The following is a 24,799-nucleotide window of genomic DNA, read 5'->3' on the forward strand; positions in this document are numbered from 1 at the left end:
CTTCCTGAAGAGTACTAGCCAGGTATAATATGATGATCTTCAAACGCTTTTCAACTCATTATTTACTATTTATAATTTGCTGCGCCTTACTGGGTGCATTTTTTACTACACCCAGTAAAGCACAGAATCCTTTAGAAAAGGTTTATCTGCATACGGATAAACCTTTTTACCTACCCGGTGATACCATTTGGTTTAAAGCTTATGTTACCCTTGGAAGCCAGCATCAGCTTTCAGCATGGAGCGGTGCATTGTACGTAGAGCTGATCGATCAGAAAGATTCGCTGCTTAGATCACTAAAGCTACCTATCAGTGCAGGGACGAGCATGGGCGACTTTTCTCTTGACCACAATGATCCGCCCGGCAACTATCGCCTCAGGGCCTATACGCAATGGATGCGCAATGTGGGCGAGGCCTGTTTTTTTGAAAAGCTGCTCCGCGTAGATGGCCCGGCCGGCACTACATCGCCACCTTCCGGACAATCTGCTGCCGGACCTGCAAAAAACCAGCCTGCTGCAGCTACGCAACTGAGCGCCCTGGCCGATGTTCAATTCTTTCCTGAAGGAGGAAGCCTGGTCAATGGGATCAGCACCAGAATGGCATTTAAAGCTATTGGTACGGATGGCTTAGGGCTTCCGCTCAAGGGAATCTTATCCGATCAATCGGGGAAGGAAATCAATAAATTTGAAACGCTGCGTCTCGGGATGGGGAGTTTTGTATTCACTCCTGAACATGATAAAAGTTATGTAGCCAGACTGATGTTCAGTGATGGTTCAGAAAAAAACATGCCGCTACCGGCGGCTTCAGATGAGGGCTATGTACTCGGAGTCTATCAGCCCAATAAAGACAGCATTTTGGTCCGGATCAATATACCCTCGGCTCATCTGACGGCAGAGAATCAGGAAGTAAAACAAGTGCAGTTGATGGTTCAGGCCGGTCAGGAAATCCTTTTCGACGCAAAACTGAATATTGCCAAAAGAACAAGTTCCATCTGGCTGGACAAAAGCAATTTTCCTTCCGGAATCGTCCGGTTTACATTGCTTGGGAAATCCGGGGAACCATTGAATGAACGCCTGCTTTTCATCAGGAAGGATGATGCAATGAAACTCAGGATCAGTGCCCCTCAGCAAAAATACAGTGGTAGAGAACCGGTGCAATTGGAACTGGATGCAAGAAACAGCGCAGGAAAAGGCACAGCAGGCACTTTCTCCATCTCGGTTGTCAATGAAGACCAGGTTTCAGTAAATGAACGCGACGAAAGCACTATTTTCTCCTACCTGCTGCTCAGTTCGGAGCTTAGGGGATATATTGAACAGGCCAACTCGTATTTTATAAATGAAAATGATACCGTTGTAGCGGCCCTGGACAACCTGATGCTCAGCCAGGGATATCGTCAACTGGTTTGGAAAGCAGGACTCCCGGATAGTAGCATAAAGCCCTTGTACCCGGTAGAAAAGTTAAGCAGCAGCATATCCGGCCGGGTATTGACACTCAACAATAAACCTGCTGCTGGAGCTAAGGTGATGTTGATGGCCAACAAGGCCGGAATCCTGGAAAGCCGGACGGCAGATGCAAACGGACATTTCAGTTTCGAAGATCTGGTGCTGAGCGATAGCATTCGTTTTACACTTCAGGCCCGTACAGATAAAAACAGTAACAAGGTCATCCTCCTATTGGACAGCCTGCAGAAGCAGCTTCCGGGGAAAAGGCCTGATATGGGAAACCGCATTGTACCGTTACAAGAAACTCCAGAAATTTACAAAACAGCAAGGAACAGCCTTGATAGTGTCAGGGAAAAGTCTGTCCAGCTCAGCACTGTTCAGCGCTTGCGGGAAGTGAACATCAAGACGGCCAAAAAAGAAGCTGCCTATGCCAGTCAGGGTTTATTCAGAATTCCAGATGGACATTCCGATCAGACCTTCGTATTTAAAGATGCAGAACGCTGTGTTTCGCTTCTCGGCTGCCTGCAGGGGATGCTCCATGGCGTTGTGTTTAAAGAAAGTGGTAGTGTAGCGAATTATCCTTTTACTTCGAGGGGCGACAAGATGCAGGTGATCCTCGACGGAAATTTGCTGTCAAACGACATAGATGTACAGGATCTTTTTGATCAGGCGACACTGCTTCCTGAAGACATTGTAAAGATAGAGGTGGTCAGGACCAACCAGGCCCTGATCAGTCTGTTAGGTCAACCCTCCATCATGATTTATACGCGCCGTGGCCTTGTCCGTAAATCTGATGACCCAAGTGTCATCAACTTTATGCACAAAGGCTTCAACAAAGTCAGGGAATTTTACAGCCCGCGCTATGACAGGCCAGGCAGCACAAGTTCGTCGCCAGACGAGCGGAGTACCGTCTATTGGAACCCCAATGTAAAAACATACGGAATAGGTAAAGCAACCCTTGGTTTTTTCAATGCCGACGGCCCCGGAAATTACAAGGTAACGATTGAAGGGATCAATGCAGATGGAGAGTTGGGGAGGACTGTATACCGCTATGCCGTAAGTGCCGGGAAATCTGCTGCAAAACAACCGGGTTTTGCCAAAGAGGTATTGCATCTGAGGGCTGCCACAGACAGTCTCCGTAAAAAGTTGCCAGCCGAGAAAATATACCTGCATACCGATAAACACCATTACAATATCGGAGATACACTTTGGTTTAAAGCGTATCTGCTTGATGCTGCAGGACTCAGTGCGTCCAGACAAAGTAGCCTGCTGTATGTGGAGCTATATGATGACAGTGCTGAGGTGGTGAGGAGGATCAGCGTGCCTGTGAAGAACGGAAATGTCTGGGCACAGATTCCATTATCAGCTAAAATATTTCGCGAAGGTGGTTATACGCTCAGGGCGTATACCAATTGGCAACAGAATTTTGGCAGCGATTACGAATTCAAAAAACGTTTGTACCTCGGCCTGCCCGGGGAACAAAACTGGCTGGTCAAATCAAGTCCTAAAATAACCAGGGTTCAGCATGCAGATCAGCTCCAGGTAGACCTGAGATTAACCAGGGCAGATCAATCTCCGGTAGCCCTGCGGGACCTCGAAGTGTTGATTTATGAAGGTAGCCATTACCTGTACAAAGAAAAGCTCCAAACTTCTGCTGAAGGTACCCTCAGTTTTGCGAAACTGCTGAAAGAGAAAACAGATGTGAACAACCTGCGGGTAGTCCTGAAAAGCCTGCATGAGGCAGATGGCGGGCAGTTGCTGACCGTCCCTGTACTCGTAGAACGTCATCAAAAAATCGACCTGCAGTTTCTTCCCGAAGGAGGGCATATAGTTGCCGGTATCAATACGCTTATGGGGTTTAAAGCAATAGGAGAGGATGGAAAAGCAAAGCAGGTAAGCGGACGGATCCTCGACAAAAAAGGAAATGACGTATCGGTATTTAGCAGTCTGGCAAACGGAATGGGTAGTTTTAACTTTATCCCGCAAGTCAGCGAAAAGTACACTGCAATACTGCTCCAGCCTGAGCGTGTAGAAACTGTTTTTGAACTGCCTGCGGTAGTTGGGGAAGGTACCGTATTACACATTAAAAATGAGCAGCGGCGTGATGTCATTGAAATCAATATTTCGGCTTCGCCCAATGCATTACATGCCGACAGCACTTACTATCTGGTCGGGATGTCGCGGGGATTGCTGAGCTATGCAGAAAAATTAATTGATCCTGAAGCTAAGCTTGAGATTCCAAAAATGCGCTTCCCCAGTGGCGTGACAAAGTTTACCTTGCTGCGGGGCAGGCAGCCACTAAATGAGCGTATGGTTTTTATTGATCACCAGGACCAGTTTCAGATTACTGTGAAGCCTCAGAAAAGTAGCTATCAAAAAAGGGATAGCGTAGCCCTGGACATAGAAGTGAAAGACAAGAGCGGGATGCCGGTAAATGGAAATTTTTCCATTGCCATCACAGACGATAGCCAGCTGAAAGCGGATGAGCAGGGCGATTATGGAATCATGGCCAGCTTATTGGTCAATTCGGAATTAAAAGGAAAGATAGAGCATCCTGGATATTACCTGAATAGAAAAGACAGCACGACCTGGCAGGCACTAGATCACCTGATGCTTACACAGGGATGGACAGGCTACGACTGGAAGGATGTTTTTAATCCACCACAGCCAAAATTCAAAGCAGAGCAGCAGCAGGAGATTGCCGGCAGGGTTACTAACCTGCTCAAAAAGCCAGTGGCAAATTCACAAGTGCTCATTTCTTCACAAAAGCCCAGTTTCATTCATACTGTATTTACTGATAAAGAAGGTCATTTTGCTTTTAGAAACCTACCGCAAATAGACTCTGGTTCTTTCTTCATACAAGCAAAAACCGCGGCTGGTAAAACTAAGAATTTCGGTGCGGTAGAATTGGAACGCATGCAGTTCCCAGAGGTGCCAGAGACGTACCGGGATAAGATTTTGCCCTGGTACGTCAATAATGATACGACCATGCTCAACTATGTGAAGCTCAAAGCGGCTAAACTAAAAGAGGAATCCCTGAAGCAATCAGGGATTGCATTGAATGAAGTAAAAATAACCAGCAAGAAGATCATCAAAAACAGCATGAACAGGAATGGGCCGGGAAAAGCAGACCTGATCTTCGACGAGAAAGACATTAAGGAATCAGCGGTGCTGAACCTCTATGAATTGATGAGGCAAAAGTTGCCTGGTCTTAAAGTCGTTTATGAAGATGGTTTTCCAACGCTGAAACTCAATGATTACATGGTTGTGGTGGAGGTAGATGGTGGCGGTTTGCCCATTGATTTGGATGTACCTTTTAAGCGGGAACAATTGATAGCGCAATTGAGTCAGTTCCAGATTGCAACTTTTAAAGGAATGGAGGTGATGTATAGCAGGGACTTCATGAGAAATTATGCCTTTCCTCCTCCTAGAGAACCTTTTAAAGGCGAGCAGATCGCAAATTCAGAAATTGCTTTCAGTACAGGTTCCGGATTTTATCAGCCAGAAGGCTTGCCTGGTGTAGGAAAAGTCGATCTGGACGGGCCTTTTTACAAGTCGGGATACCGCGGTGGTTATTTGGAAGCACGGGTCAATGTGCTGACCAATAAGGTTCGTGAGATTGCGGTGGTCGGTATTACTACAGGCAATGAAAGAGGCTGGTTCAAGAATGAGCGTCCGGATTTTGCAACCTACCGGCCTGTACCTCTGATGAAAGCAGCAGAGTTTTATAGTCCAAAATATGCTGCGAAGTCAGCGGATGAGGCTGAGCCTGATTACCGTTCTACACTCTATTGGGAGCCTAATGTGATCACCGATGCCAACGGCCGGGCCAGGGTATTTTTCTATACTTCGGACATCAAAGGAAATTATACGATCACTATAGAAGGGGCTGATTTTAAAGGTGGGATAGGAAGTTTGCGCTACTCACAGCCGTTTTAAGAAATCGATATTGCGGGTCAGGCCCTTGAATTTTGTACGTTTGACCGCAGAATTTTTAAAGATAACTTTAAAGACATCTTCGGTAATGTCCAGCCAGTCTTCTTTTCTCATGCTCAGCAGGTTTTCGCTGGGCTGCAGCTTCGGCTCTGAATGCGGCACGGAAAAGCGGTTCCAGGGGCATACATCCTGACAAATGTCGCAACCAAACATCCAGTTGTCCATTTTGTCATTGAAGCCATCTGGAATTTCTTCACGCAGTTCTATGGTCAGGTAGGAGATGCATTTCTTGGCATCGATCACAAATGGATTGAGAATCGCCTCGGTGGGGCAGGCATCTATGCATTTGGTGCAGGTACCGCAATGGTCGGTTTCAAAAGCGCCATCGTATTCCAGCTCCAGGTCCACGATCAGTTCTGCAAGGAAGAAGAAAGAGCCACTCTTTTTGCTGATCAGGTTGCTGTTTTTGCCAATCCAGCCAATTCCGGCACGCTTGGCCCAGGCACGGTCCAGTACAGGTGCAGAATCGACAAAAGCCCTGCCGCTCACTTCGCCTATTTCTTCTGAAATGAAATTGAGCAGTTCAAAGAGTTTGTCTTTGATTACGGTGTGGTAATCCATGCCATAGGCATATTTGGAAATCTTGGGCGCATCAGGATCACTTTGGCGCTCTTCCGGGAAATAATTCAGCGTCAGCGAGATCACAGATTTTGCACCTTCTACCAGCAGGCGCGGATCCAGGCGTTTATCGAAGTGGTTCTCCATATAGATCATCTGACCATGGTAATTGTTGTTTAACCATTTTTCCAGCCTTGGAGCTTCCTCTTCCAGGAATCCGGCCCGGGCAATACCGCATTGCATAAAGCCCAGTCTAAGGGCTTCATCTTTGATGAGTTTGCTGTATTTTGCCGGGTTATTGTACATTCCAGCGCAAAGATAACCTTTCGCCATAAAACATTTTCAATTCTCATGCTGTTATATAAGCAAACCAAATTCTTAAAGATCATGGAAAATCAAAATAACAACCCGGAACACGAAGATAGCTTAAAAGATATAGAAGCAAGACATACAGAAAATCCTGATAAGCCCCATAAGCCGATTGAGCATGACTATGCCAAACATGAGGCAGATCCGGGACCGGCGCCTGAGGCTGTAAAAGAGTACAATGAAAATGGGGCAGGGCCGGTGATGAAATGGCTGATCCCGATCCTCGTGGTGGTATTGCTGGTGTATTGGTTTATCTTCAGGCACTAGAAGTATTTATAATGACATAAAAAAGGGGAATCTAAATGATTCCCCTTTTTTATGTGCGCTATTTCAGCAATCGGACTTCATATAAGTCCTTTCGCCTGTCCTTCAATATTTTCACGGTACCAAAGTGGTGCAGCTCATCCAGCAGATGCAGGTCTACATCAACCACCAGCATCATTTCGGTATTTGGGGTCGTCTCTGCCTTCACTGCGTTGGTCGGGAAGGCAAAGTCAGATGGGGTAAATACGGCCGACTGTGCAAACTGGATGTCCATGTTGTTCACTCCGGGCAGGTTGCCCACACATCCGGCTATGGCTACATAACATTCATTTTCTATCGCCCGTGCCTGTGCACAGTGTCTTACCCTGGTATAGCCGTTTTGGGTATCTGTAAGGAAAGGAACAAAGAGGATTTGCATGCCCTGGTCGGCATAGATCCTGCTGAGTTCGGGAAATTCCACATCGTAGCAGATCAGTATCCCTACTTTGCCACAGTCGGTATCAAATACCTGGATTTTGTCACCACCGATCATGCCATAGTATTTCTGTTCGTTCGGTGTGATGTGGATCTTGCGGAACTCATCTGTTTTTCCACTTCTATGGCAGAGGTAGGTGGCGTTATATAGCTTGTTGTTTTCCAGGATGGGCATACTTCCTGAGATGATGTTCACATTATACGAAACCGCAAGTGAATGCATGCGCTCCACGATTTCAGCGGTGAGTTCAGACAGTTTGCGCATCGCCTCCATCTCCGGAAGATGGTTATAGGGGGCAAGCAAAGGCGTATTGAAAAACTCGGGGAACATGATGAAATCGGATTTATAGCCGCTCACTGCGTCCACAAAAAACTCTACCTGCTCATAAAAGGCTTCGATGTCCGGAAACAGGCGCATTTGCCATTGCACCAGACCAAGCCTGATGGTTTTGGCAGAACGTGCAGAGGCGTCAATTCCCTGGTAATAAATGTTGTTCCATTCGATGAGCGTGGCAAATTCCTTAGATTCATGATCGCCGGGCAGGTAATTCTTCAATACCTTCCTCACGTGGAAGTCGTTGGAGATCTGGAAAGTAAGCGTGGGGTCGTAAATCTCCTTCGCCTTTACTTTATCGATGTACTGGCGCGGGCTCAATGTATCTGCATAGGCATGATATCCGGGAATCCTGCCGCCGGCAATGATGCTTTTCAGGTTTAAAGTCTCGCAGAGTTCTTTTCTGGCTTCATACAAGCGTCTGCCCAATCTCAGACCGCGGTACTCGGGGTGTACGAAGATTTCGATTCCGTACAATACATCTCCATTGGCATCATGCGTACTGAAACCGTAATTTCCGGTGATGTTTTTGTAAGTATGTTTGTCGCCATATTCGTCGTAATCTACGATGATAGAGAGTGAACAGGCCACAACTTTATCATCCACCGCGATGCAAAGTTGGCCTTCAGGAAAGAGCGTTAAAAGTTTGGCAATAGTCGATTTACTCCAGATCTGACCGCCAAGGGTATCGTATGCCTGTAGCATCGATTCTTTGAGGTCTTCATAATCTTCTAAAGTCAGTTTTCTGGTTTCTATATTCATATTTTGTTTTTATATCCCTCTGACCAGCTCGTCTGTTTTCTTTACTACGATATCGAAGTCATTAGGGTCTGCCAATACAATTTTGTTGTCCTTATCCAACAAAAACATTGCCGGGATGGCCTGTATGTTGTACCTGGCGTTGATTTCTTTTGCATTTCCGGGTAGGTTTGCCAGGTTGGGCCAGGGCATCTTTTCTTTTTCGAGCGCCTTTTTCCAGTCGCTGATATTTTGATCAGTTGAAATGCTGATCAGCGAAATGCCTTTTGTTTTATAAGATTGATAAAAGGCTTTCAGTTCGGGGATCTCTGCCCTGCATGGGCCGCACCAACTGGCCCAAAATACGACCAATGTACCGTTCTTTCCCTTCAACCGATTCAATTGGAATTTTTTATTGTCTGAACTTACATAGTTGAAATCCGGAAAGGACTTGTTTTGAAGCAAAAGCTTACTTTGCTGAATGTGTTTGGCAAGCGCCTTTCCTTTAGCGGTGGCCATCAGCCCCTCGTCAAATACAGCAACCATAGCTTCCAGATCCTCCGGATCAAATGCCGCAGCATTTTGGTAAACATTTAAGACTGCCATCCAGGTGGAGGGGTTTTCCTTCACCATTGTCATGAATTCATCTTTATATTTCCTGATTGTTACTTTACGTTCTACAACTGCCGCTTGATACTCAGCATCCCTGGATAATGCCTGTGAAGAGTCTATTCTCTTATTGATACCCCTTAGGGAGGGAGTAAACATCAGACCGTATTTCATGTTGTAATCTGTTTCCTTGGAGCCGGTAAGCCGAAGCAGGGCTCCTTCACCAGTGACCTTTAGTTTTGCGTTTTCCAAAATGAAATTGCCATGTTTGCTACCCATTTCAGCGTCTTTTTTTAATGGGTTGATGAAAGAAAACTCTACATATTTATTGCTGATGGTATCTTTGTAACTGAGCGCTGATGCCCATGCAGGATCCTGCAATATGGTGTCTTTGTGTAGCTTGAACTTGCCGTTATCTACTTTCGCTGAATCGATTAACGGCCAGTAAAGTTTGCCTTCAGCATTTTTTTTCATGACCCGGACGTATACCCATTTTGCCGGCAGGTTTTTAACTTCTCCATTGATTTCGTAAGGCGATTGCTGAGCGTATGATGCAGAAATACAAAGACACATCAATACGAGGACGTTAATGATTTTCATGTTCTTTTTAAATTTAGATGGAGCTCCACCGATGGGCCCATCTAAATTTAAAATAATTTTCCGGTTTGTCCGGGGAAATTCCTTTTTAAATGTTTGTATGCTGCTTCAGTAGCTTCTCTTCCACGTGAAGTACGCATCAGGAAACCCTCCTGGATCAGAAAAGGCTCGTAGACCTCTTCAATGGTACCCTCATCATCGCCAACTGCAGTAGCGATGGTTTTGAGTCCTACTGGTCCGCCTTTAAATTTATCGATGATGGTGGTCAGGATCTTATTGTCCATTTCATCCAGGCCATGTTCATCTACATTTAAGGCATCTAATGCATAGCGTGCAATGGCGGTATCAATCTCTCCATTGCCTTTGATCTGGGCAAAATCCCTTGTCCTGCGCAATAAAGCATTGGCTATCCGTGGGGTACCACGGCTCCTTCTGGCAATCTCATAAGCCCCTTCATCGGTAATGGGCGTTTTTAAGATTTCGGAAGACCTCAATACAATGGTCGTGAGTAATTTGGCATCATAATAGGCCAGACGTGAATTGATCCCAAACCTGGCCCGCAGAGGCGCGGTGAGTAAACCGGAACGCGTAGTAGCACCAACCAGCGTAAAAGGATTCAGTGATATCTGCACAGAGCGGGCATTGGGCCCGCTTTCCAGCATGATGTCTATCTTGAAGTCCTCCATGGCCGAATACAGGTACTCTTCCACCAGCGGACTCAATCTATGGATCTCATCAATAAAGAGGATATCTCCTGTCTCCAGATTGGTCAGCAGACCTGCCAGATCGCCGGGCTTGTCCAGCACGGGACCCGAAGTGACCTTAATCCCTACATTCATCTCATTGGCAATGATGAGCGAAAGGGTGGTTTTCCCCAGTCCCGGAGGACCATGGAGCAAGACATGATCCAGGGGTTCGCCACGTAATTTTGCAGCTTTCACAAAGATCTTCAGGTTTTCCATTACCTTTTCCTGACCGGTAAAATCTTCAAAGGCCTGCGGGCGCAGCACCTTTTCGATATCACGTTCTATGGGCGATAAGTGTTCTGAAGAAGGATCAAGATTTTCGTTCATGGGGTAAAGTTAGTATAAAACCATGCAAAATCCGCCTATTTGCTAAATTTACTAGCAACTTTTGCTGCCTTCGGACCATCCGCATAGTTGTAGAATCCCTCCCCGGATTTCACACCTTTATTGCCGGCAGCTACCATATTGACCAGCAATGGGCAAGGAGCGTATTTCGGATTGCCGAAGCCATCCTGTAGTACCCTTAATATGGCCAGGCACACATCAAGGCCAATAAAATCTGCAAGTTGAAGTGGCCCCATCGGATGGGCCATACCCAGCTTCATCACCGTGTCAATTTCTTCTACACCCGCTACATTTTCATATAAAGTATAGATAGCCTCATTGATCATCGGCATTAAAATTCTATTGGCTACAAAGCCCGGGTAGTCATTCACTTCCACAGGAACTTTATCCAGTTGCCTGGAAAGATCCATGATCACCTGAGTGGTTTCGTCGCTTGTCGCATAACCCCTGATTACCTCTACCAGTTTCATCACCGGCACGGGGTTCATGAAATGCATACCGATCACTTTGTCGCCACGGCCAGTTACGGAAGCGATTTTAGTGATGGAGATGGAAGAGGTATTGCTGGCCAGAATTGCTTCCGGTTTTGAAAAACCGGCAATATCTTTAAAGATTTTAAGCTTGAGTTCCAGGTTTTCGGTTGCGGCTTCTACGATCAGGTCTGCCTGAGCTACGCCCTCCTTCAAATCCGTATATATAGTAATGTTGCTCAGTGTGGCTGCCTTATCTGCTTCGGAAATACTACCCTTTGCCACTTGACGGTCCAGGTTTTTACTGATGGTATTCAATGCCCTGGAAAGTGCGTCGTCACTGATGTCTACAAGGTTCACCTGGTACCCAAACTGGGCAAAAGTATGGGCAATGCCATTGCCCATCGTACCCGAGCCTATTACTGCAATGTTTTTCATGATTTTATATTTCGGTTAGTTTTAGGGTGCTAATCTATTGATAATCCATGAACCCTCCACCAAATCGTAGGCAATTCTGTCGTGCAACCTGCTGGATCGGCCTTGCCAAAACTCCATAAAATCAGGTACCACTACATATCCCCCCCAATGAAGGGGTCTTGGAATTTCTTTTCCTTCGTAGGCCGCGCTCAGTTCCGCCACTTTTTCTTCCAAAAGGCTGCGGTCACTGATCACCTGGCTCTGCGGGGAAGCTGTGGCACCAATCTGGCTTCCTACGGGACGTGAATGAAAATACGCTGCTGAAGTTTCGTCATCTACTTTCCTGACCAAACCTTCTATGCGAACCTGGCGTTCCAGTTCCGGCCAGAAGAAGACCAGTGCGGCCGTTGGATTCTCAGCCAGTTCCCGACCTTTCTTGCTTTCGTAATTGGTATAAAATACAAATCCGTTCTCATCGAAATCCTTTAAGAGTACAATTCTTGCTGAAGGATTGCCGTCGCGGTCGGCCGTAGCCAGGGTCATTACATTGGGTTCGTATAGTTGTGCAGCTATGGCTTCGCCAAACCATATTTTAAATTGTTGGATCGGATCGGTGTTTACATCCGCTTCAGAAAGTTGAGCGGAACGATAATCTTGGCGTAAGTTTTGTATATTTTCTCTTGTCAGTTCCATATTTCAAAAGTAAGGTTAGTTTTATTTATTTTTTTTAAATTTCCGAAATGTTAAGTCGAATCGCGCCATCACAGGGTAAATTGTTAATTTCAGAGCCATTTTTAATGGATCCCAACTTCAAGCGTTCCGTAGTCTTGCTCACGGAACACGGTGAAGAAGGTACAGTAGGGTTCATTCTGAACCATCCCAGTGCATTGCTGCTGAAAGACCTGATCCCGGAAATGGGGGAGGCGGATTTCCCGGTTTACATCGGTGGACCGGTGGCTACAGACACGGTACATTTCATTCACCGCTGCTATGACAAACTAAATGATGGTGAGGAAATTGCCAAAGGAATTTATTGGGGAGGCAATTTTGAGGCTTTAAAGATCCTGATCGCCAATAACAGCATCAGTCCGGAGGAGATCAAATTCTTTATTGGCTATTCTGGTTGGGGAGAGCAGCAATTAAAAGATGAAATTGAAGAGAATACCTGGATCGTATCTGATCAATTTCATCCTGATGTGGTGTTTTCTGATAATGAAGAGGAGCTCTGGCGTGAGGTGATCATCAATCTGGGACCGAAATACGCCCACGTCAGCAATTTTCCCCAGAACCCAAATTTAAATTAGGCTTCCAGTTCAGCAGCGCTTTCTTCTACTTTCTTACGCAGATCATCTTTGTAATCCTGCATCTTTGCTGCAAGCGAAGCATCGGCGGTCGACAAAATCTGTACAGCCAGCAGGCCTGCATTTTTTGCTGCATTTAAGGCTACCGTTGCGACAGGTATGCCGTTGGGCATTTGCAGGATCGATAGGATAGAATCCCATCCGTCAATGGAATTGGAAGATTTTACCGGAACTCCGATCACGGGCAATACCGTAATGGAAGCCACCATACCTGGTAAATGTGCAGCGCCACCGGCACCTGCAATGATCACTTTCAGTCCGCGCCCGGCTGCATCTTTTGCATAGTCGAACATCCTTTCCGGTGTGCGGTGAGCAGAAACAACAGTCATTTCAAATTCAACCCCGAATGCTTTAAAAACATCGGCAGCATCCTGCATGATCGGAAGGTCCGATTTGCTACCCATTATAATGCCTACTTGTACGCTCATTTATGATATTACTTTTAATGTATTTTTGATATAGTTTGCTTTTTCAATTGCCGCTTCGCGGTTTTGGTCTACCACAGTAATGTGTCCCATCTTGCGGAAAGGCTTGGTGTATTTCTTGCCGTACAGGTGTACATACACACCTTCTATGGCCATGATCTTTTCCAGCCCCTGATATTTGGCCACACCGTCATGGTTCTTTTCTCCCAACAGGTTAATCATCACTGCATTGCTGATGGAGCGGGTATCTCCCAGAGGAAGGTTGAAGATCGCACGCAGGTGCTGGTCAAACTGGGAAACATAATTGCCTTCTATAGTATGGTGACCGCTATTGTGCGGGCGTGGGGCCAGTTCGTTGACCAAAATCTCACCATCCCGGGTGATGAACATTTCCACTGCCAGTAAGCCGGTCACATTCAGTGCAGCAGCGATGTTTTTAGCGATCGTTTCTGCCCTCTGCTGTACCGATTCCGGATAGGTAGAAGGGGAGATCAGGAATTCTACGAGGTTGGCCTCTGCATTGAATTCCATTTCCACCATGGGAAATGTTTTCACATCGCCGTTTGGATTTCTGGCCACGATCACTGCGATCTCTTTCTCGAAATCGACCAGTTGTTCGATCAGACAGGGCGCGTCAAAGGCATTTTCTATTTCAGCGATGTTATTGATCTTCATCACACCCTTACCATCGTAGCCATCGCGGCGCTGTTTAAGGATATAAGGAAAAGCAAAATCACTGTTTAAAATATCTTCCTTCGTATTCACCAATTGAAAAGGTGCCGTAGGAATGTCGTTTTCCTTGAAGAACTGTTTTTGTACACCTTTGTCCTGAATCAGGCGGATCACCCGGGCTTGCGGGTATACTTGTTTACCTTCTTTCTCCAGTTGATCTAAGGCTTCAATATTTACCTTTTCGATTTCTATGGTAATGATGTCTGCTTTTTTACCAAAATTGTATACGGTATCAAAATCTGTAATGGAACCGCATTCAAAGTAATTAGCGATGTTTTTGCAAGGGGCATTGGTATCCGGATCCAAAATCAGGGTGCTCAGGTTGTAATTGATGGCTTCCTGGATCAGCATTCTGCCCAGTTGACCTCCGCCCAATACACCCAACTTTAAATCACTTATTTGTTTTGCCATATCTATATGAAAAAGTTATGCTTATTTTGCACAAAAATAACAATATAAACGGATTGATGGATGCAGATGCTATAATTATTGGTGCCGGGGCTTGCGGATTGATGTGTGCGGTACAGGCAGGTTACCTTGGGAAAAAAGTTATATTGCTGGAAAAGAGCGAGAAACCAGGAGCTAAAATCCTCATCTCCGGTGGAGGCCGTTGCAATTACACCAATCTCTTTGCCAGCGATGAGCAGTTCATCTCTGCCAATAAACACTTCATCAAATCGGCCTTCAACCAGTGGACCGTGGAAGATACGGTCGGCTTTTTCGAGACCTATGGCATCAGTGGAAAGGAAAAAACGCTGGGTCAACTGTTTCCCGATGGCAAGAATGCCAAAGATGTAGTTGCGGTATTCACCGAAATCTGTGCCGATTTTGGTCAGCAGATCATCTGCGATGCTGAGGTCAATGACATTGTTGTCGCTGAAAGCGAATTTACCATACAATATACCAGGGCGGGAAAAAGCCGTCAGTTGAAAGCACCCAAATTGCTGATCGCTACGGGTGGCTTGCCCATCCCCAAAATGGGGGCCACAGATTTTGCATTGCGCTTTGCAAGGAAGCATCAGCTCAATATTATAGAAACAGCTCCGGCACTGGTGCCCCTAACCATCACCGGAAAGGATGAAGAGTGGTATGCCCAGCTGTCGGGCAATTCCGTTTTCTGCGAAGTCAGTAACGACCAGATCACTTTCGAAGAGAACATCCTATTCACCCACTGGGGCTTGAGCGGTCCGGCCATTCTGCAGATCTCTTCCTATTGGAGGCGGGGCGAGGAGATCAACATTGACCTGCTCCCGAGACAAAACATTACGGAGCAGCTGGAGCAGGAGCGGAGCAGTAACGGAAAACTACTGCTTTCTACGGTGCTTAACAGGCATTATCCCAGGAAATTTACTGAGGCGATGGGCAAGTTCCTGCCCATAGAAAAGCAGGTAGCCTCACTTACACGTGGGGAAATTGAACTGATCCACAACCGGATCCATCTTTTTAAAGTGAAGCCGGCAGGCGACAAAGGCTATGATAAGGCCGAAGTGATGCGCGGCGGGATCGATACCAGCGAGCTTTCTTCCAAAACACTGGAATGTAAGCGCGTACCCGGACTCTTTTTCGGCGGAGAATGTGTAGACATTACGGGCTGGCTGGGTGGCTACAATTTCCAATGGGCCTGGGCCAGCGGCTTCGTGATCGCTCAAAACTTGTAATTTCTGGTTTAACTAAAAAAATAGGGATAGGACAAGCGTGTGGAAAGATAAAAGTTTTATACAGTTTTACTACAGTTTTTACACAGTGTTCATACAGTGTTTGTACAGTAAAAAACTGTATAAACACTGTTTTTATATTGATTGTATTTTGTCTAAAATTTGAATATTTATTATCTTTGTTTTATACCTAATGAAGAAAAAAATATGGCAAAAGCACCCAATGGACCTCATGGTCCGGTTACAGGAAAAATAGGGAATGTATCCTATTACCTGCTGAATGGAGAATATATCGCACGCTCTTTACCTGAAAAGAAGAAGCGCAGGAAAACGGCAAAGGTCATTGCTAATGAGGCACGTTTTGCTTGTGTGCAGAATTTTCTAAAACCCCTGAAGGCCTTTCTGGCAGTTGGCTTTAAAAACTATGGCAGTAAAAGGGGCGGCTTGACCGCTGCAGTCTCTTACGCCCTCAACAATGCGGTAAGCGGTGCTTATCCGGACTTCCTGGTCAATCCTTATCTGGTCCGCGTGAGTGGCGGGGAATTGTACTTTCCTGAATTTTCAGAAGTCTTGCTGGAGGCCGGAAATCAGTTGCGCTTCAGCTGGGACATCAATACCGATGGGCTTTGCAGTGCTTACGATCAGGCCATGCTCCTTGCCTATAATGTATCCGGAAAAAAGGCAGTCAGTAAAGTGACCGGGGCCTTCCGGATGGATGGTACGGATATATTGACCTTACCCAAATCAAAGAAAGATCAGGAGTTTGAGGTTTATCTGGGTTTTGTATCCCAGGACAGGTCTGCCCAGGCACACAGTGTGTACCTCGGAAAGGTATTTGTGCCTAAAATCTGATTGCTAAAGTTCCGCTTTTTCATCTTCGGTTTGCAGGCGCTTTACGATCCATGGCAGGCTCAGCCCTTGCCCGATCAGGGTGAAGAGGACGACCACGACGGAGATGAAAATAATTTCATTGCGCAGCGGAAAGGGGCTGCCGTTGGAGAGTTTCACCGGAAGTCCGATCGCAATGGCCAAGGAAACAATGCCCCGCATGCCCGACCAGCTGATGATCAGGCTATTCTTAAAATCGAGCAAAGCCAGTTCTGTAACCTTCCTGTGGCCTTTGTCGTAGGCACGCTGCAGGTTGGCTTTTTGCCAGAATACCCTGGCCATGCGCAGCGCGAGGGCCACTATCGTGATGATCAGTGCATAACCTACGAAAGGCCAGACCTGTGCTTCACTGATGTTCCTGGCCACATAGGGGAATTGTAAGCCGATCAGAATGAAAATCAATCCGTTGAGCAGGAAGATAATGATGTCCCAGATCGATCTGGACTCTTGTTTCAGGCGCTCCGGAAATACCTTGTTGCTGAAACGCGAAATCACAAGTCCTAGTACCACCACTGCTATAACTCCGGAAACATGGAGGTTTTCGGCGATCAGGTAGGTGACAAAAGGCATCAGCAGCATAAAGCTGATGGTCACCAGGCTATCTTTTTGAATTCTTTTGATGATGAAGGCCAGGGCTTTGCCCATCAATATGCCCACAGCTGCACCGCCTGCCATCAGGATCACAAATTCCAGGCTGGCAGTCCAGAATTTGAAGGCTGTGCCTGTCACTGCGGCCACTGCAAAGCGGTAGGCTACAAGGGCAGAGGCATCGTTGACCAGACTTTCACCTTCCAGAATTGTATTGGTTTTGTGCGAGAGCCCCAGTCCCTTGGTGATGCTCATGGCGGCCACAGCATCTGTGGCTGAGAGGATCGCGCCCAAAACAAAGGCCAGGGGCCAGGTCATCCCCGGTATCAGGTAATAAGCAATGACTGCTATGCCAGATGCAGTCAGGAATACCAGAGAAATGGCCAGCGTTCCTATGGTATTGATGTTGGCTTTAAATATGGGAAATGAAATGTTGAATGCCGCGTCGTACAACAAGGGCGGCAGAAAGATCAGGAATACGATCTCCGGATCGAGCGCGATGGTAGGCATGGTTGGGATGAAGCCAATGGCGATGCCCGCAGAGATCAGCAGGATCGGATAGGGCAGCCTGATGCGGTCGGCGATGGCAGAGAGGCCGATCATGATGGCCAGAATGATCAGTACGATGCTGTAGTTTTCCATAATCTCGTGCTAATAACCTGCCGCCACATGCTGGAAAACCGCGTCCCAATTGGCTTTTCCTTTGTTTTTACCCAATCTTACGATGATGAGGTTTTTGGCCGGACTCACAAAGATGTATTGACCCAGGATGCCGGCAGCCATGAAATCCCCTTTTTTGTTGGGGAGCCACCATTGGTACTGGTAGTACCATGCGGAGCCGTTTTGCGTATCTACTTTCGTCGATTGTTTTACCCAGTTTGATGATAGGAGCTGTTTGCCGTTCCAATTGCCTTTATTGAGGTAAAGCCTGCCTATTTTGGCGAAGTCCCTTGCCCTGGCATTGATGCAGCAAAAGGTCTTTTCCAGACCGTTTTTCTTTTTGTCGATGCTCCAGCTGCCGTCGTATTCCATCCCCAGAGGCTGCCAGAGTTTTTCCTGCATGTAGTCGGTCACGCTTTTGCCTTTGAGGGCACGCTCCAGGACGAGGCCCAGGATCTGTGGATTGCCGCTGACGTATTCGAATGCCCTGCCGGGTTCACGCTTGAGTTTCAGTTTAGGAATCATTTTCCGCAGGTTTCTCCCATAATAATAGCTGGCCGCTTCACCGAAAGGATTGAAATAACTTTCTTTAAAATCCAGTCCTGAAGTCATTTGGAGCAGGTGCTCTATACTGACTTTATCGAAGCCATTTTTTTTGAGTTCAGGCAGGTAGGCGGTAACCGGTTCCTGTACAGATTTGATCAGTCCTTCGTCTATGGCACAGCCGATCAGGATAGAAATCACAGATTTGGCCATGGAAAAAGAGGGGACAATATTGGTTTTGTCGTATCCGCTAAAGTATTTTTCATACTGCAGGCTATCGTTCTTGATCACCAGGAAAGCCACGGTATTGTTGTCTTCCAGGTATTTTTCGAAGGGGACCGGGTCCGCCGTTCCGCTTGTGATGTCTTTAGGCACTTTAGTCTGCCCTGTGCTGATGAAACTGAAAGGCTCAGATGAAGCTGTAACCGGCCTTGAAGGAAATTTTTTATGGTCCTGGATGTCTGCAAAATTATAAAAGATGAAACGTCCGATCTTGCAGGAAGGCAGTACAAGCAAAGACAGGCAAAGGATGTAAAAGTGTACTTGGTATCGTTGGCGCATGTGGATCCGGTTTTTTGCTGATTTACGAATATAGCAATAAGCTAATATATCCTTATACTTGTACTGTTGATCAAAATTAATGCTTTTATGACCACTGATACCCCAATTATACAAATCCGCAACCTTTCGAAGAACTACGGTGCTAAACAAGCCCTGAAAAATCTTTCCCTGGACATCTATCCCGGACAGGTGATCGGCTACATCGGTCCCAATGGTGCCGGAAAATCCACCACGGTAAAAATCCTCACGGGTTTAATCCCCGAATTTGAAGGGGAAGTGATCGTAGATGGCATCAGCATGCAGAAGGATCCCCAGGAAATCAAAAGGCGCATCGGTTATGTGCCCGAAAACGCAGAACTCTACGATGTACTGACACCGATGGAGTACCTGGATTTTGTAGGCAAACTTTACGAGATGGAAGAGGCCATGCTGCGGGAAAGAAGTAGCCGTCTGCTGCGTGCTTTCGGACTTGGCAATAATATGGATGATCGGATGGATACCTTTTCTAAAGGGATGAAGCAAAAAGTATTGCTGATCTCCGGCATCATTCACAATCCACAGATCATCATCCTTGATGAACCCCTGTCGGGCTTGGATGCCAATGCGGTGATCATGATTAAGGAGTTGATCCTGCGGCTAGCCCAGGAAGGTAAAACCATCTTCTACTGTTCGCATATGATGGACGTGGTAGAGAAAGTTTCTGACCGCATTCTGCTGATCAATAAAGGTGAAATCATAGCGGATGGGACATTTGAATCCCTGAAGCAAAACCATGCGGACACACTGGAACGTGTATTCGCGAAGCTGACCGGGCGGGATGAATCGGATAGCGAAACGGACGCCATCATCAACGCATTCAATTAAGACCGGACAGCTTGTGGATAAATTATTATTTAAACTCGTCAGCCTCTTTATGCCCATACTGGCAAAGACAGGTGTAGACCAGGAACAGCTCTATCATATCCTGAAAGTAAAACTGCTGATGGACAGCAGAAGGCCACGCAGTCTGATGGCAACACGTAAAAGTGCTGCAAGCAGCGGCGGTAAAACAGGGAGCTCCTGGAGAGTTTCTTTTTTGACGGTGCTCATGGGCGTTTTTATTGCCATGACATTATTGTTGTTTGATGCGCCTATGCTGGGTCAGACTTTATATTTCAGTGTCTTTATGGTGCTGATGTCGCTGACATTGATCACAGATTTTACAACAGTGCTGCTGGATGTACGCGATCAGTACATCCTGATGCCACGTCCCGTAAATGACCGTACATTGGCTGTTTCCCGGATCATGCACATCAGTATCTACGTATTCCGCCTGGCTTTTTTGCAGGGCCTCGCCGGACTGGTGATCATCGGCTTTACTGAAGGAATACTGGCCGTTCCTGTCTTCTTTCTGCAGATTATCCAGGTGTCTTTTTTGAGTATTCTGCTGGTGAATATCATGTATTTACTGCTGATGAAATTGGTATCCCCGCAGAAATTTAAGGATATCATTAGCTACTTCCAGATTGCATTTTCTATCCTGATTTTTGGTGCTTATCAGTTGCTGCCCCGCCTGATCAATACCGCACTGCTGAATAAAGTGAATATCCTTGACCATGCCTGGTCTTGCTTTTTGCCGCCGGTATGGATCGCTGCCCTGAGTGAGGCTTTGCTGCATCCCGCAAGGGCGGGCTTCCTGACAATGGGAATGGCTATTCTCGGGCTCCTGGCGCCGCTGGCAGGCTTATGGCTAGTGGCCAAAGTTTTCGCCCCTGGTTTCAATAAAAAGCTCTCGGCAGCTGCGGGCTCCGATAGCACAGCACTTGGGCCACTGGCTTCCGGTGAAGTAAGGAAACAAAAATTTGATCTGGCTGCGCGTTTATCCAATATCTTTGCCAAAGATCCGCTGGAAAACGCCGGCTTCCGCATCACCTGGAAACTTGCCGCGCGGACCAGGGAGTTTAAGATCAAAGTATATCCTTCCTTTGCATATGTTCCGATTTTCTTTTTGTACGAATCACTTCGTGGTAGCGGACCACTTGATGAGCGATTGTCTGATTTACAGAACGGCAAGGGATATATTTTTTTGGTATACCTCTGCACTTTTGTAATGTCTACTGTTTTACAGCACATTTCCTTCTCTGAGAAATACAAGCCGGCCTGGATCTATTATGCGCTGCCGATCACCGAACCTGGTAAAATACTATCGGGCATGTACAAGGTGGTAGTCATGTTGTATTATCTGCCTTATTGCGTGTTGATAGCGCTTATCAGCACATTTGTTTGGGGACCTGAATCCATCAACGATATCCTGTTGGCTACTTTTGTGGGGATGATCTTCGGTATACTGATGGCCTTGTTTATGGTAAAGGGCCTGCCATTTTCCAAACCTGTGCTGATCAAACAATCAGGGGGGCGTGTAATCACATCCCTGGTCATTATTGCTTTCATTGCTGTCGCAGGTTATGGTCAATATTTTCTGTCCAGATGGGAAGGGGTAATCTGGGGACTGCTGCCGGTTGTTTTTGTCATTTTTTGGTTAATGTTGCACTATTATAAACGGCAAACCTGGGAAAATATAGAGATTGACGAATTATGATCAGCTTGTTGAAGCCCTATAAGTGGGCGATTGGTATCTTGTTGTTGCTGGCACTAGCAGGCAATGGTTTAAGTTTGGTACTTCCAAAAATTATAGGTGGGGTGATCGATGGACTTGGTAAGCCTGATTTTTCCATGGAGCAGTCGATGCTGTGGTTTGGAGGCATTACCTTTCTGGTCTTCCTGCTGGGCTACATTCAGACCATCATTCAGATCCGTGCTTCCGAAAATGTGGCACGGGACCTGCGTACGCAGCTGGTCGCCAAGATCTCCCGTCAGAGCTTTGCCTTTATCGCGGAACAGCAGGCAGAGAAGTTGTTGACGAACCTCACTTCTGATGTGGATGCGATCAAGCAATTTGTGTCTCAGGCCATCGTATCTATGGTATCTTCATTGGTGGTCATTATCGGAGCGGCAATATTGCTCTTTGGAATCGACTGGCAATTGGGACTCATCGTCATTTGTCTTACCTCCACCATAGGCCTTACGTTTTACCTCGTGCTGGGCCGTGTAAAATCACTGTACAAAAAGGGAAGAGAAATACTGGACCGGCTGAACAAGGTCATCAATGAGAGCATCCTGGCGGCATTTCTGGTGCGTGTAGTCAACTCACAGAGCCTGGAATACAATAAGTTTTTGGAGGCCAGTGAAAAAGGGCGGGACATTGGGCTTTCGATCTTACGTCTCTTTGCCTGGCTGATCCCTATCATCACCTTTACCGCCAATATCGCGGCACTGGTGATTTTGCTTTATGGCGGGCACCTCGTGATCAATGAGCGCATGAGCATCGGTGATCTGGCAGCTTTCAACAGTTACCTCGCCATGCTGATTTTTCCAATCATTGTGATCGGCTTTATGAGTAATGTGATCGTGCAGGCTACAGTATCTTATGGCCGGATCCGCAAGGTACTGGAAGCGGAAGACCTGCCCGATACCGGTACGCTGGATATCGCATTGAGTGGTTCGATCAGTTTGGAGGCAGTTAACCTAAGTTATGCCGGGAAAAAAGTCCTGAAAGACATTAATTTTGAAGTGCAGCCTGGTTCAAAGGTAGCGGTGGTGGGACCCACCGTGGCTGGTAAAACACAACTGCTTCAATTGCTCGCGGGCATGGTAAAGCCCGATAGTGGCGAGATTCGCTTTGACGGACATCCGATCAGTGAAATCAAAACAGAGGCATTTTACCGTCAGCTGGCCTTTGTGTCGCAGGATAGTGTGATGTTCAACATGAGCATCAGGGAAAATATCGCTTTTAGCGAAGCCGTGACCGATGAGCTGATGAACCGGGCAATTGAGAGTGCAGAATTGAGAGGCCTGATTGATTCCCTTCCCAATGGACTGGATACGCTCGTATCTGAGCGGGGACTAAGCCTTTCGGGCGGACAAAAGCAACGCATCATGCTGGCACGTGCCCTGGCCATCAATCCTAAAATCCTGCTGCTGGACGATTTTACCGCCCGGGTAGATCAGCAGACGGAGCGCAAGATTCTGGAAAATATGCAGCGCAATTATCCCGACCTCACTTTGATCTCCGTCACCCAAAAAGTGGCAGCAGTACAACATTATGAACAGATTGTCCTGATGATGCAGGGCGAAGTGCTGGACAAAGGCAGGCATGAGGAGCTGATGCTCCGGAGCCCGGAATATGTGCAGATCTATCATACACAACAAAGCACCAGCGACTATGAACTATAACCTGAGCGCAGAAAAAGAAGAGCAGGTAAAAAAGCCGGTTTACCAGGAACTCAGGAAACTCCTGAGCGTAGCGAAGGCAGAGTACAGTAATATGGTGGTGGCTTTGCTGATCATGCTTTTGAATACCGGGATCAATCTTTCGGGACCGTTGATCATTGGTTATACAATAGACCATTATATACAGACGAAAGACTTCAATGGTGTGCTGATGATTTCCGGTATCCTGCTGCTGATGTACTGTGTCGTTTTTGGTGGCAGCTATGTGCAGACGCGCCTGATGGGCGGCGCGGCACAGCGGATCGTTTTCAACCTGCGCAATGCCGTATTCCATAAAATTCAGGCTTTGCCCGTAGCTTTTTTCAACCAGAATAAGGCGGGGGACCTGATCTCCCGGGTGAATACCGATACGGACCGCTTGAACCAGTTCTTTTCGCAAGCGCTGCTGCAATTTCTAAGCAGCATTTTTATGCTGATTGCTGCAGGTGCATTTATGCTGTTCATCAATTTTAAACTCGGACTTGTGGCCATAGCGCCCGCCCTGTGTATCTGGTTGTTTGTCAATAGGCTGTCTCTCTGGGTAAGGAAGAAGAATGCCATTAATATGAAACAAACCGGTTTGCTGAGTGCCGAGATTCAGGAGAGCCTAAGTAATTTAAGGTAGTGGTAGCTTTCAACCGGAGGGACTATTTCCGCAAACGCTTTGATGCGGCAAATCAGCAAAATTATCAATCGGCGATTGCAGCGGGGATTGCCAATACCGTGTTTGTTCCCGTATTCAGTTTATTTTCCAACCTGGCGCAATTGCTGGTCCTGATTTACGGCGTGTATCTGATAGGGCAAGGGACACTCAGTATTGGTCTGCTGATCAGTTACATCGCATACGCCAATAATTTTTACAATCCCATCCGGCAGCTGGCCTCCCTGTGGACGAGTTTCCAAACAGCGCTGTCCTCATGGGACAGGATTTCTCTGATGCTGACGATGGACAACAACCTGGTGCAGTTGGAAAAGGGTGCTGATACGTTAACTTCTGCTCCTCCTGTACTTGAATTTCGGCAGGTGCATTTTGGCTATTCGGAGGGGAGGGAGATCCTGCACGACATCAATTTCCGTTTAGAAGCAGGAAAAATGTATGCTTTCGTAGGCCCTACAGGTGGTGGGAAAACTACTACAGCTTCGCTCATGGCCCGGCTCTATGATCCACTTGCAGGACAGGTGTTGTTGAACGGCAGAGACATCCGTACGTATACGGCAGCGGAGCGTTCACAAAAGATCGGTTTCATCTTACAGGAACCCTTCTTGTTTAGCGGTACGGTGAAGGAAAATATTCTTTACGGCAACGAACAGTACCAGGGCATGGAAGCAGCAGCATTGCTGACTGCACTGGAATCGGAGGGGCTGCGGGAACTGTTGTCTGTATTTGAAAATGGTTTGGAAACGGCGGTTTCCTTTGCAGCTGAAAGCATGAGCCTTGGGCAACGGCAGTTGATCGCTTTTATGCGTGCTTTCCTGCGCAAACCGGATCTCCTGATCCTGGATGAGGCAACAGCCAACATAGATACGCTTACCGAGCAATTACTGGAAGGAATTTTGGCGAAACTACCGTCAAGTACTACTTTGGTGGTGATCGCACATCGCCTGAATACCATAGAAAATGCAGATGAGATTTTCTTTGTGAATTCAGGCGAGATGCAGCAGGCGGGTTCGTTTCAGGATGCCATGGAAAAACTGATCCATGGCAAAAGACTGTCTTAAACG

General features: G+C 46.8%; 19 protein-coding genes and 1 pseudogene. 10 read left to right on the forward strand and 10 right to left on the reverse strand.

Annotation, left to right across the window (positions count from 1 at the left end; genetic code table 11):
- Positions 1-29: 29 nt before the first annotated feature.
- Complete coding sequence (locus tag WAE59_RS05180; RefSeq protein ID WP_337854873.1) at positions 30-5,378, forward strand: carboxypeptidase-like regulatory domain-containing protein; 5,349 nt, start codon at positions 30-32, stop codon at positions 5,376-5,378.
- On the opposite strand, the gene queG is transcribed toward WAE59_RS05180, so the two are convergent.
- The gene (queG, locus tag WAE59_RS05185) at positions 5,364-6,299 is read right to left on the reverse strand and encodes a tRNA epoxyqueuosine(34) reductase QueG (RefSeq protein ID WP_337855355.1); all 936 of its coding nucleotides are present in this window, start codon (positions 6,297-6,299) and stop codon (positions 5,364-5,366) included. The two genes, WAE59_RS05180 and queG, sit on opposite strands and share 15 nt — an antisense overlap.
- 81 nt (positions 6,300-6,380) lie before the next feature.
- On the opposite strand from queG, the gene WAE59_RS05190 reads away from it, so the two are divergent.
- Entirely contained in the window at positions 6,381-6,629 is a 249-nt protein-coding gene (locus WAE59_RS05190) for a hypothetical protein (protein ID WP_337854874.1), read from the forward strand.
- A 58-nt stretch (positions 6,630-6,687) separates the two neighbouring features.
- On the opposite strand, the gene WAE59_RS05195 is transcribed toward WAE59_RS05190, so the two are convergent.
- From WAE59_RS05195 to pdxH, 5 genes are read right to left on the reverse strand one after another with little or no spacing between them, the layout of a single operon-like run.
- A complete protein-coding gene (locus WAE59_RS05195; protein WP_337854875.1) occupies positions 6,688-8,196 on the reverse strand; it encodes a carbon-nitrogen hydrolase family protein in 1,509 nt (502 codons plus the stop codon).
- 9 nt (positions 8,197-8,205) lie between these two features.
- On the reverse strand, positions 8,206-9,381 hold the full coding sequence (locus WAE59_RS05200) for a TlpA disulfide reductase family protein (RefSeq protein ID WP_337854876.1): 1,176 nt from the start codon (positions 9,379-9,381) through the stop codon (positions 8,206-8,208).
- Between the two features lie 47 nt (positions 9,382-9,428).
- The gene (gene ruvB, locus WAE59_RS05205; protein WP_337854877.1) at positions 9,429-10,451 is read right to left on the reverse strand and encodes a Holliday junction branch migration DNA helicase RuvB; all 1,023 of its coding nucleotides are present in this window, start codon (positions 10,449-10,451) and stop codon (positions 9,429-9,431) included.
- Positions 10,452-10,486: 35 nt separating this feature from the next.
- Positions 10,487-11,377, reverse strand: a complete 891-nt coding sequence (locus tag WAE59_RS05210; protein WP_337854878.1) for a 3-hydroxyacyl-CoA dehydrogenase family protein — start codon at positions 11,375-11,377, stop codon at positions 10,487-10,489.
- Positions 11,378-11,398: 21 nt separating this feature from the next.
- A complete protein-coding gene (pdxH, locus tag WAE59_RS05215; protein WP_337854879.1) occupies positions 11,399-12,049 on the reverse strand; it encodes a pyridoxamine 5'-phosphate oxidase in 651 nt (216 codons plus the stop codon).
- Positions 12,050-12,096: 47 nt separating this feature from the next.
- Between pdxH and WAE59_RS05220 the strand changes: the two genes are divergently transcribed.
- Positions 12,097-12,660: a YqgE/AlgH family protein gene (locus WAE59_RS05220; protein ID WP_337854880.1), complete on the forward strand. Its 564-nt coding sequence runs from the start codon at positions 12,097-12,099 to the stop codon at positions 12,658-12,660.
- On the opposite strand, the gene purE is transcribed toward WAE59_RS05220, so the two are convergent.
- Positions 12,657-13,145 carry a 5-(carboxyamino)imidazole ribonucleotide mutase gene (gene purE, locus WAE59_RS05225; protein ID WP_337854881.1) on the reverse strand — a complete coding sequence of 163 codons (489 nt, stop codon included), beginning with the start codon at positions 13,143-13,145 and terminating at the stop codon, positions 12,657-12,659. The two genes, WAE59_RS05220 and purE, sit on opposite strands and share 4 nt — an antisense overlap.
- A complete protein-coding gene (locus WAE59_RS05230) occupies positions 13,146-14,285 on the reverse strand; it encodes a 5-(carboxyamino)imidazole ribonucleotide synthase (RefSeq protein WP_337854882.1) in 1,140 nt (379 codons plus the stop codon). It lies immediately after the preceding gene.
- A 17-nt stretch (positions 14,286-14,302) separates the two neighbouring features.
- Here WAE59_RS05230 and WAE59_RS05235 point away from each other — a divergent pair, with 17 nt between their 5' ends.
- Positions 14,303-15,532, forward strand: a complete 1,230-nt coding sequence (locus tag WAE59_RS05235) for an NAD(P)/FAD-dependent oxidoreductase (protein WP_337854883.1) — start codon at positions 14,303-14,305, stop codon at positions 15,530-15,532.
- A gap of 204 nt (positions 15,533-15,736) precedes the next feature.
- Complete coding sequence (locus tag WAE59_RS05240; RefSeq protein WP_337854884.1) at positions 15,737-16,381, forward strand: DUF6266 family protein; 645 nt, start codon at positions 15,737-15,739, stop codon at positions 16,379-16,381.
- A gap of 3 nt (positions 16,382-16,384) precedes the next feature.
- On the opposite strand, the gene WAE59_RS05245 is transcribed toward WAE59_RS05240, so the two are convergent.
- Entirely contained in the window at positions 16,385-17,647 is a 1,263-nt protein-coding gene (locus tag WAE59_RS05245) for a Na+/H+ antiporter (protein WP_337854885.1), read from the reverse strand.
- 9 nt (positions 17,648-17,656) lie between these two features.
- Positions 17,657-18,769: a serine hydrolase domain-containing protein gene (locus WAE59_RS05250; protein ID WP_337854886.1), complete on the reverse strand. Its 1,113-nt coding sequence runs from the start codon at positions 18,767-18,769 to the stop codon at positions 17,657-17,659.
- A gap of 87 nt (positions 18,770-18,856) precedes the next feature.
- Between WAE59_RS05250 and WAE59_RS05255 the strand changes: the two genes are divergently transcribed.
- From WAE59_RS05255 to WAE59_RS05275, 5 genes and pseudogenes are all read left to right on the forward strand, one after another.
- Positions 18,857-19,633, forward strand: a complete 777-nt coding sequence (locus WAE59_RS05255; RefSeq protein ID WP_337854887.1) for an ABC transporter ATP-binding protein — start codon at positions 18,857-18,859, stop codon at positions 19,631-19,633.
- Between the two features lie 13 nt (positions 19,634-19,646).
- Positions 19,647-21,347: a hypothetical protein gene (locus tag WAE59_RS05260; protein WP_337854888.1), complete on the forward strand. Its 1,701-nt coding sequence runs from the start codon at positions 19,647-19,649 to the stop codon at positions 21,345-21,347.
- A complete protein-coding gene (locus WAE59_RS05265) occupies positions 21,344-23,041 on the forward strand; it encodes an ABC transporter ATP-binding protein (protein WP_337854889.1) in 1,698 nt (565 codons plus the stop codon). Before WAE59_RS05260 ends, WAE59_RS05265 begins: the two co-directional genes overlap by 4 nt.
- Positions 23,042-23,153: 112 nt before the next feature.
- Positions 23,154-23,884, forward strand: a pseudogene (locus tag WAE59_RS05270) (ABC transporter transmembrane domain-containing protein); the annotation flags it as partial.
- A 285-nt stretch (positions 23,885-24,169) separates the two neighbouring features.
- Positions 24,170-24,796: an ATP-binding cassette domain-containing protein gene (locus WAE59_RS05275; RefSeq protein ID WP_337855356.1), complete on the forward strand. Its 627-nt coding sequence runs from the start codon at positions 24,170-24,172 to the stop codon at positions 24,794-24,796.
- Positions 24,797-24,799 lie beyond the last annotated feature (3 nt).

The organism is Pedobacter sp. GR22-6 (assembly GCF_037402555.1).
Classification (GTDB): domain Bacteria; phylum Bacteroidota; class Bacteroidia; order Sphingobacteriales; family Sphingobacteriaceae; genus Pedobacter.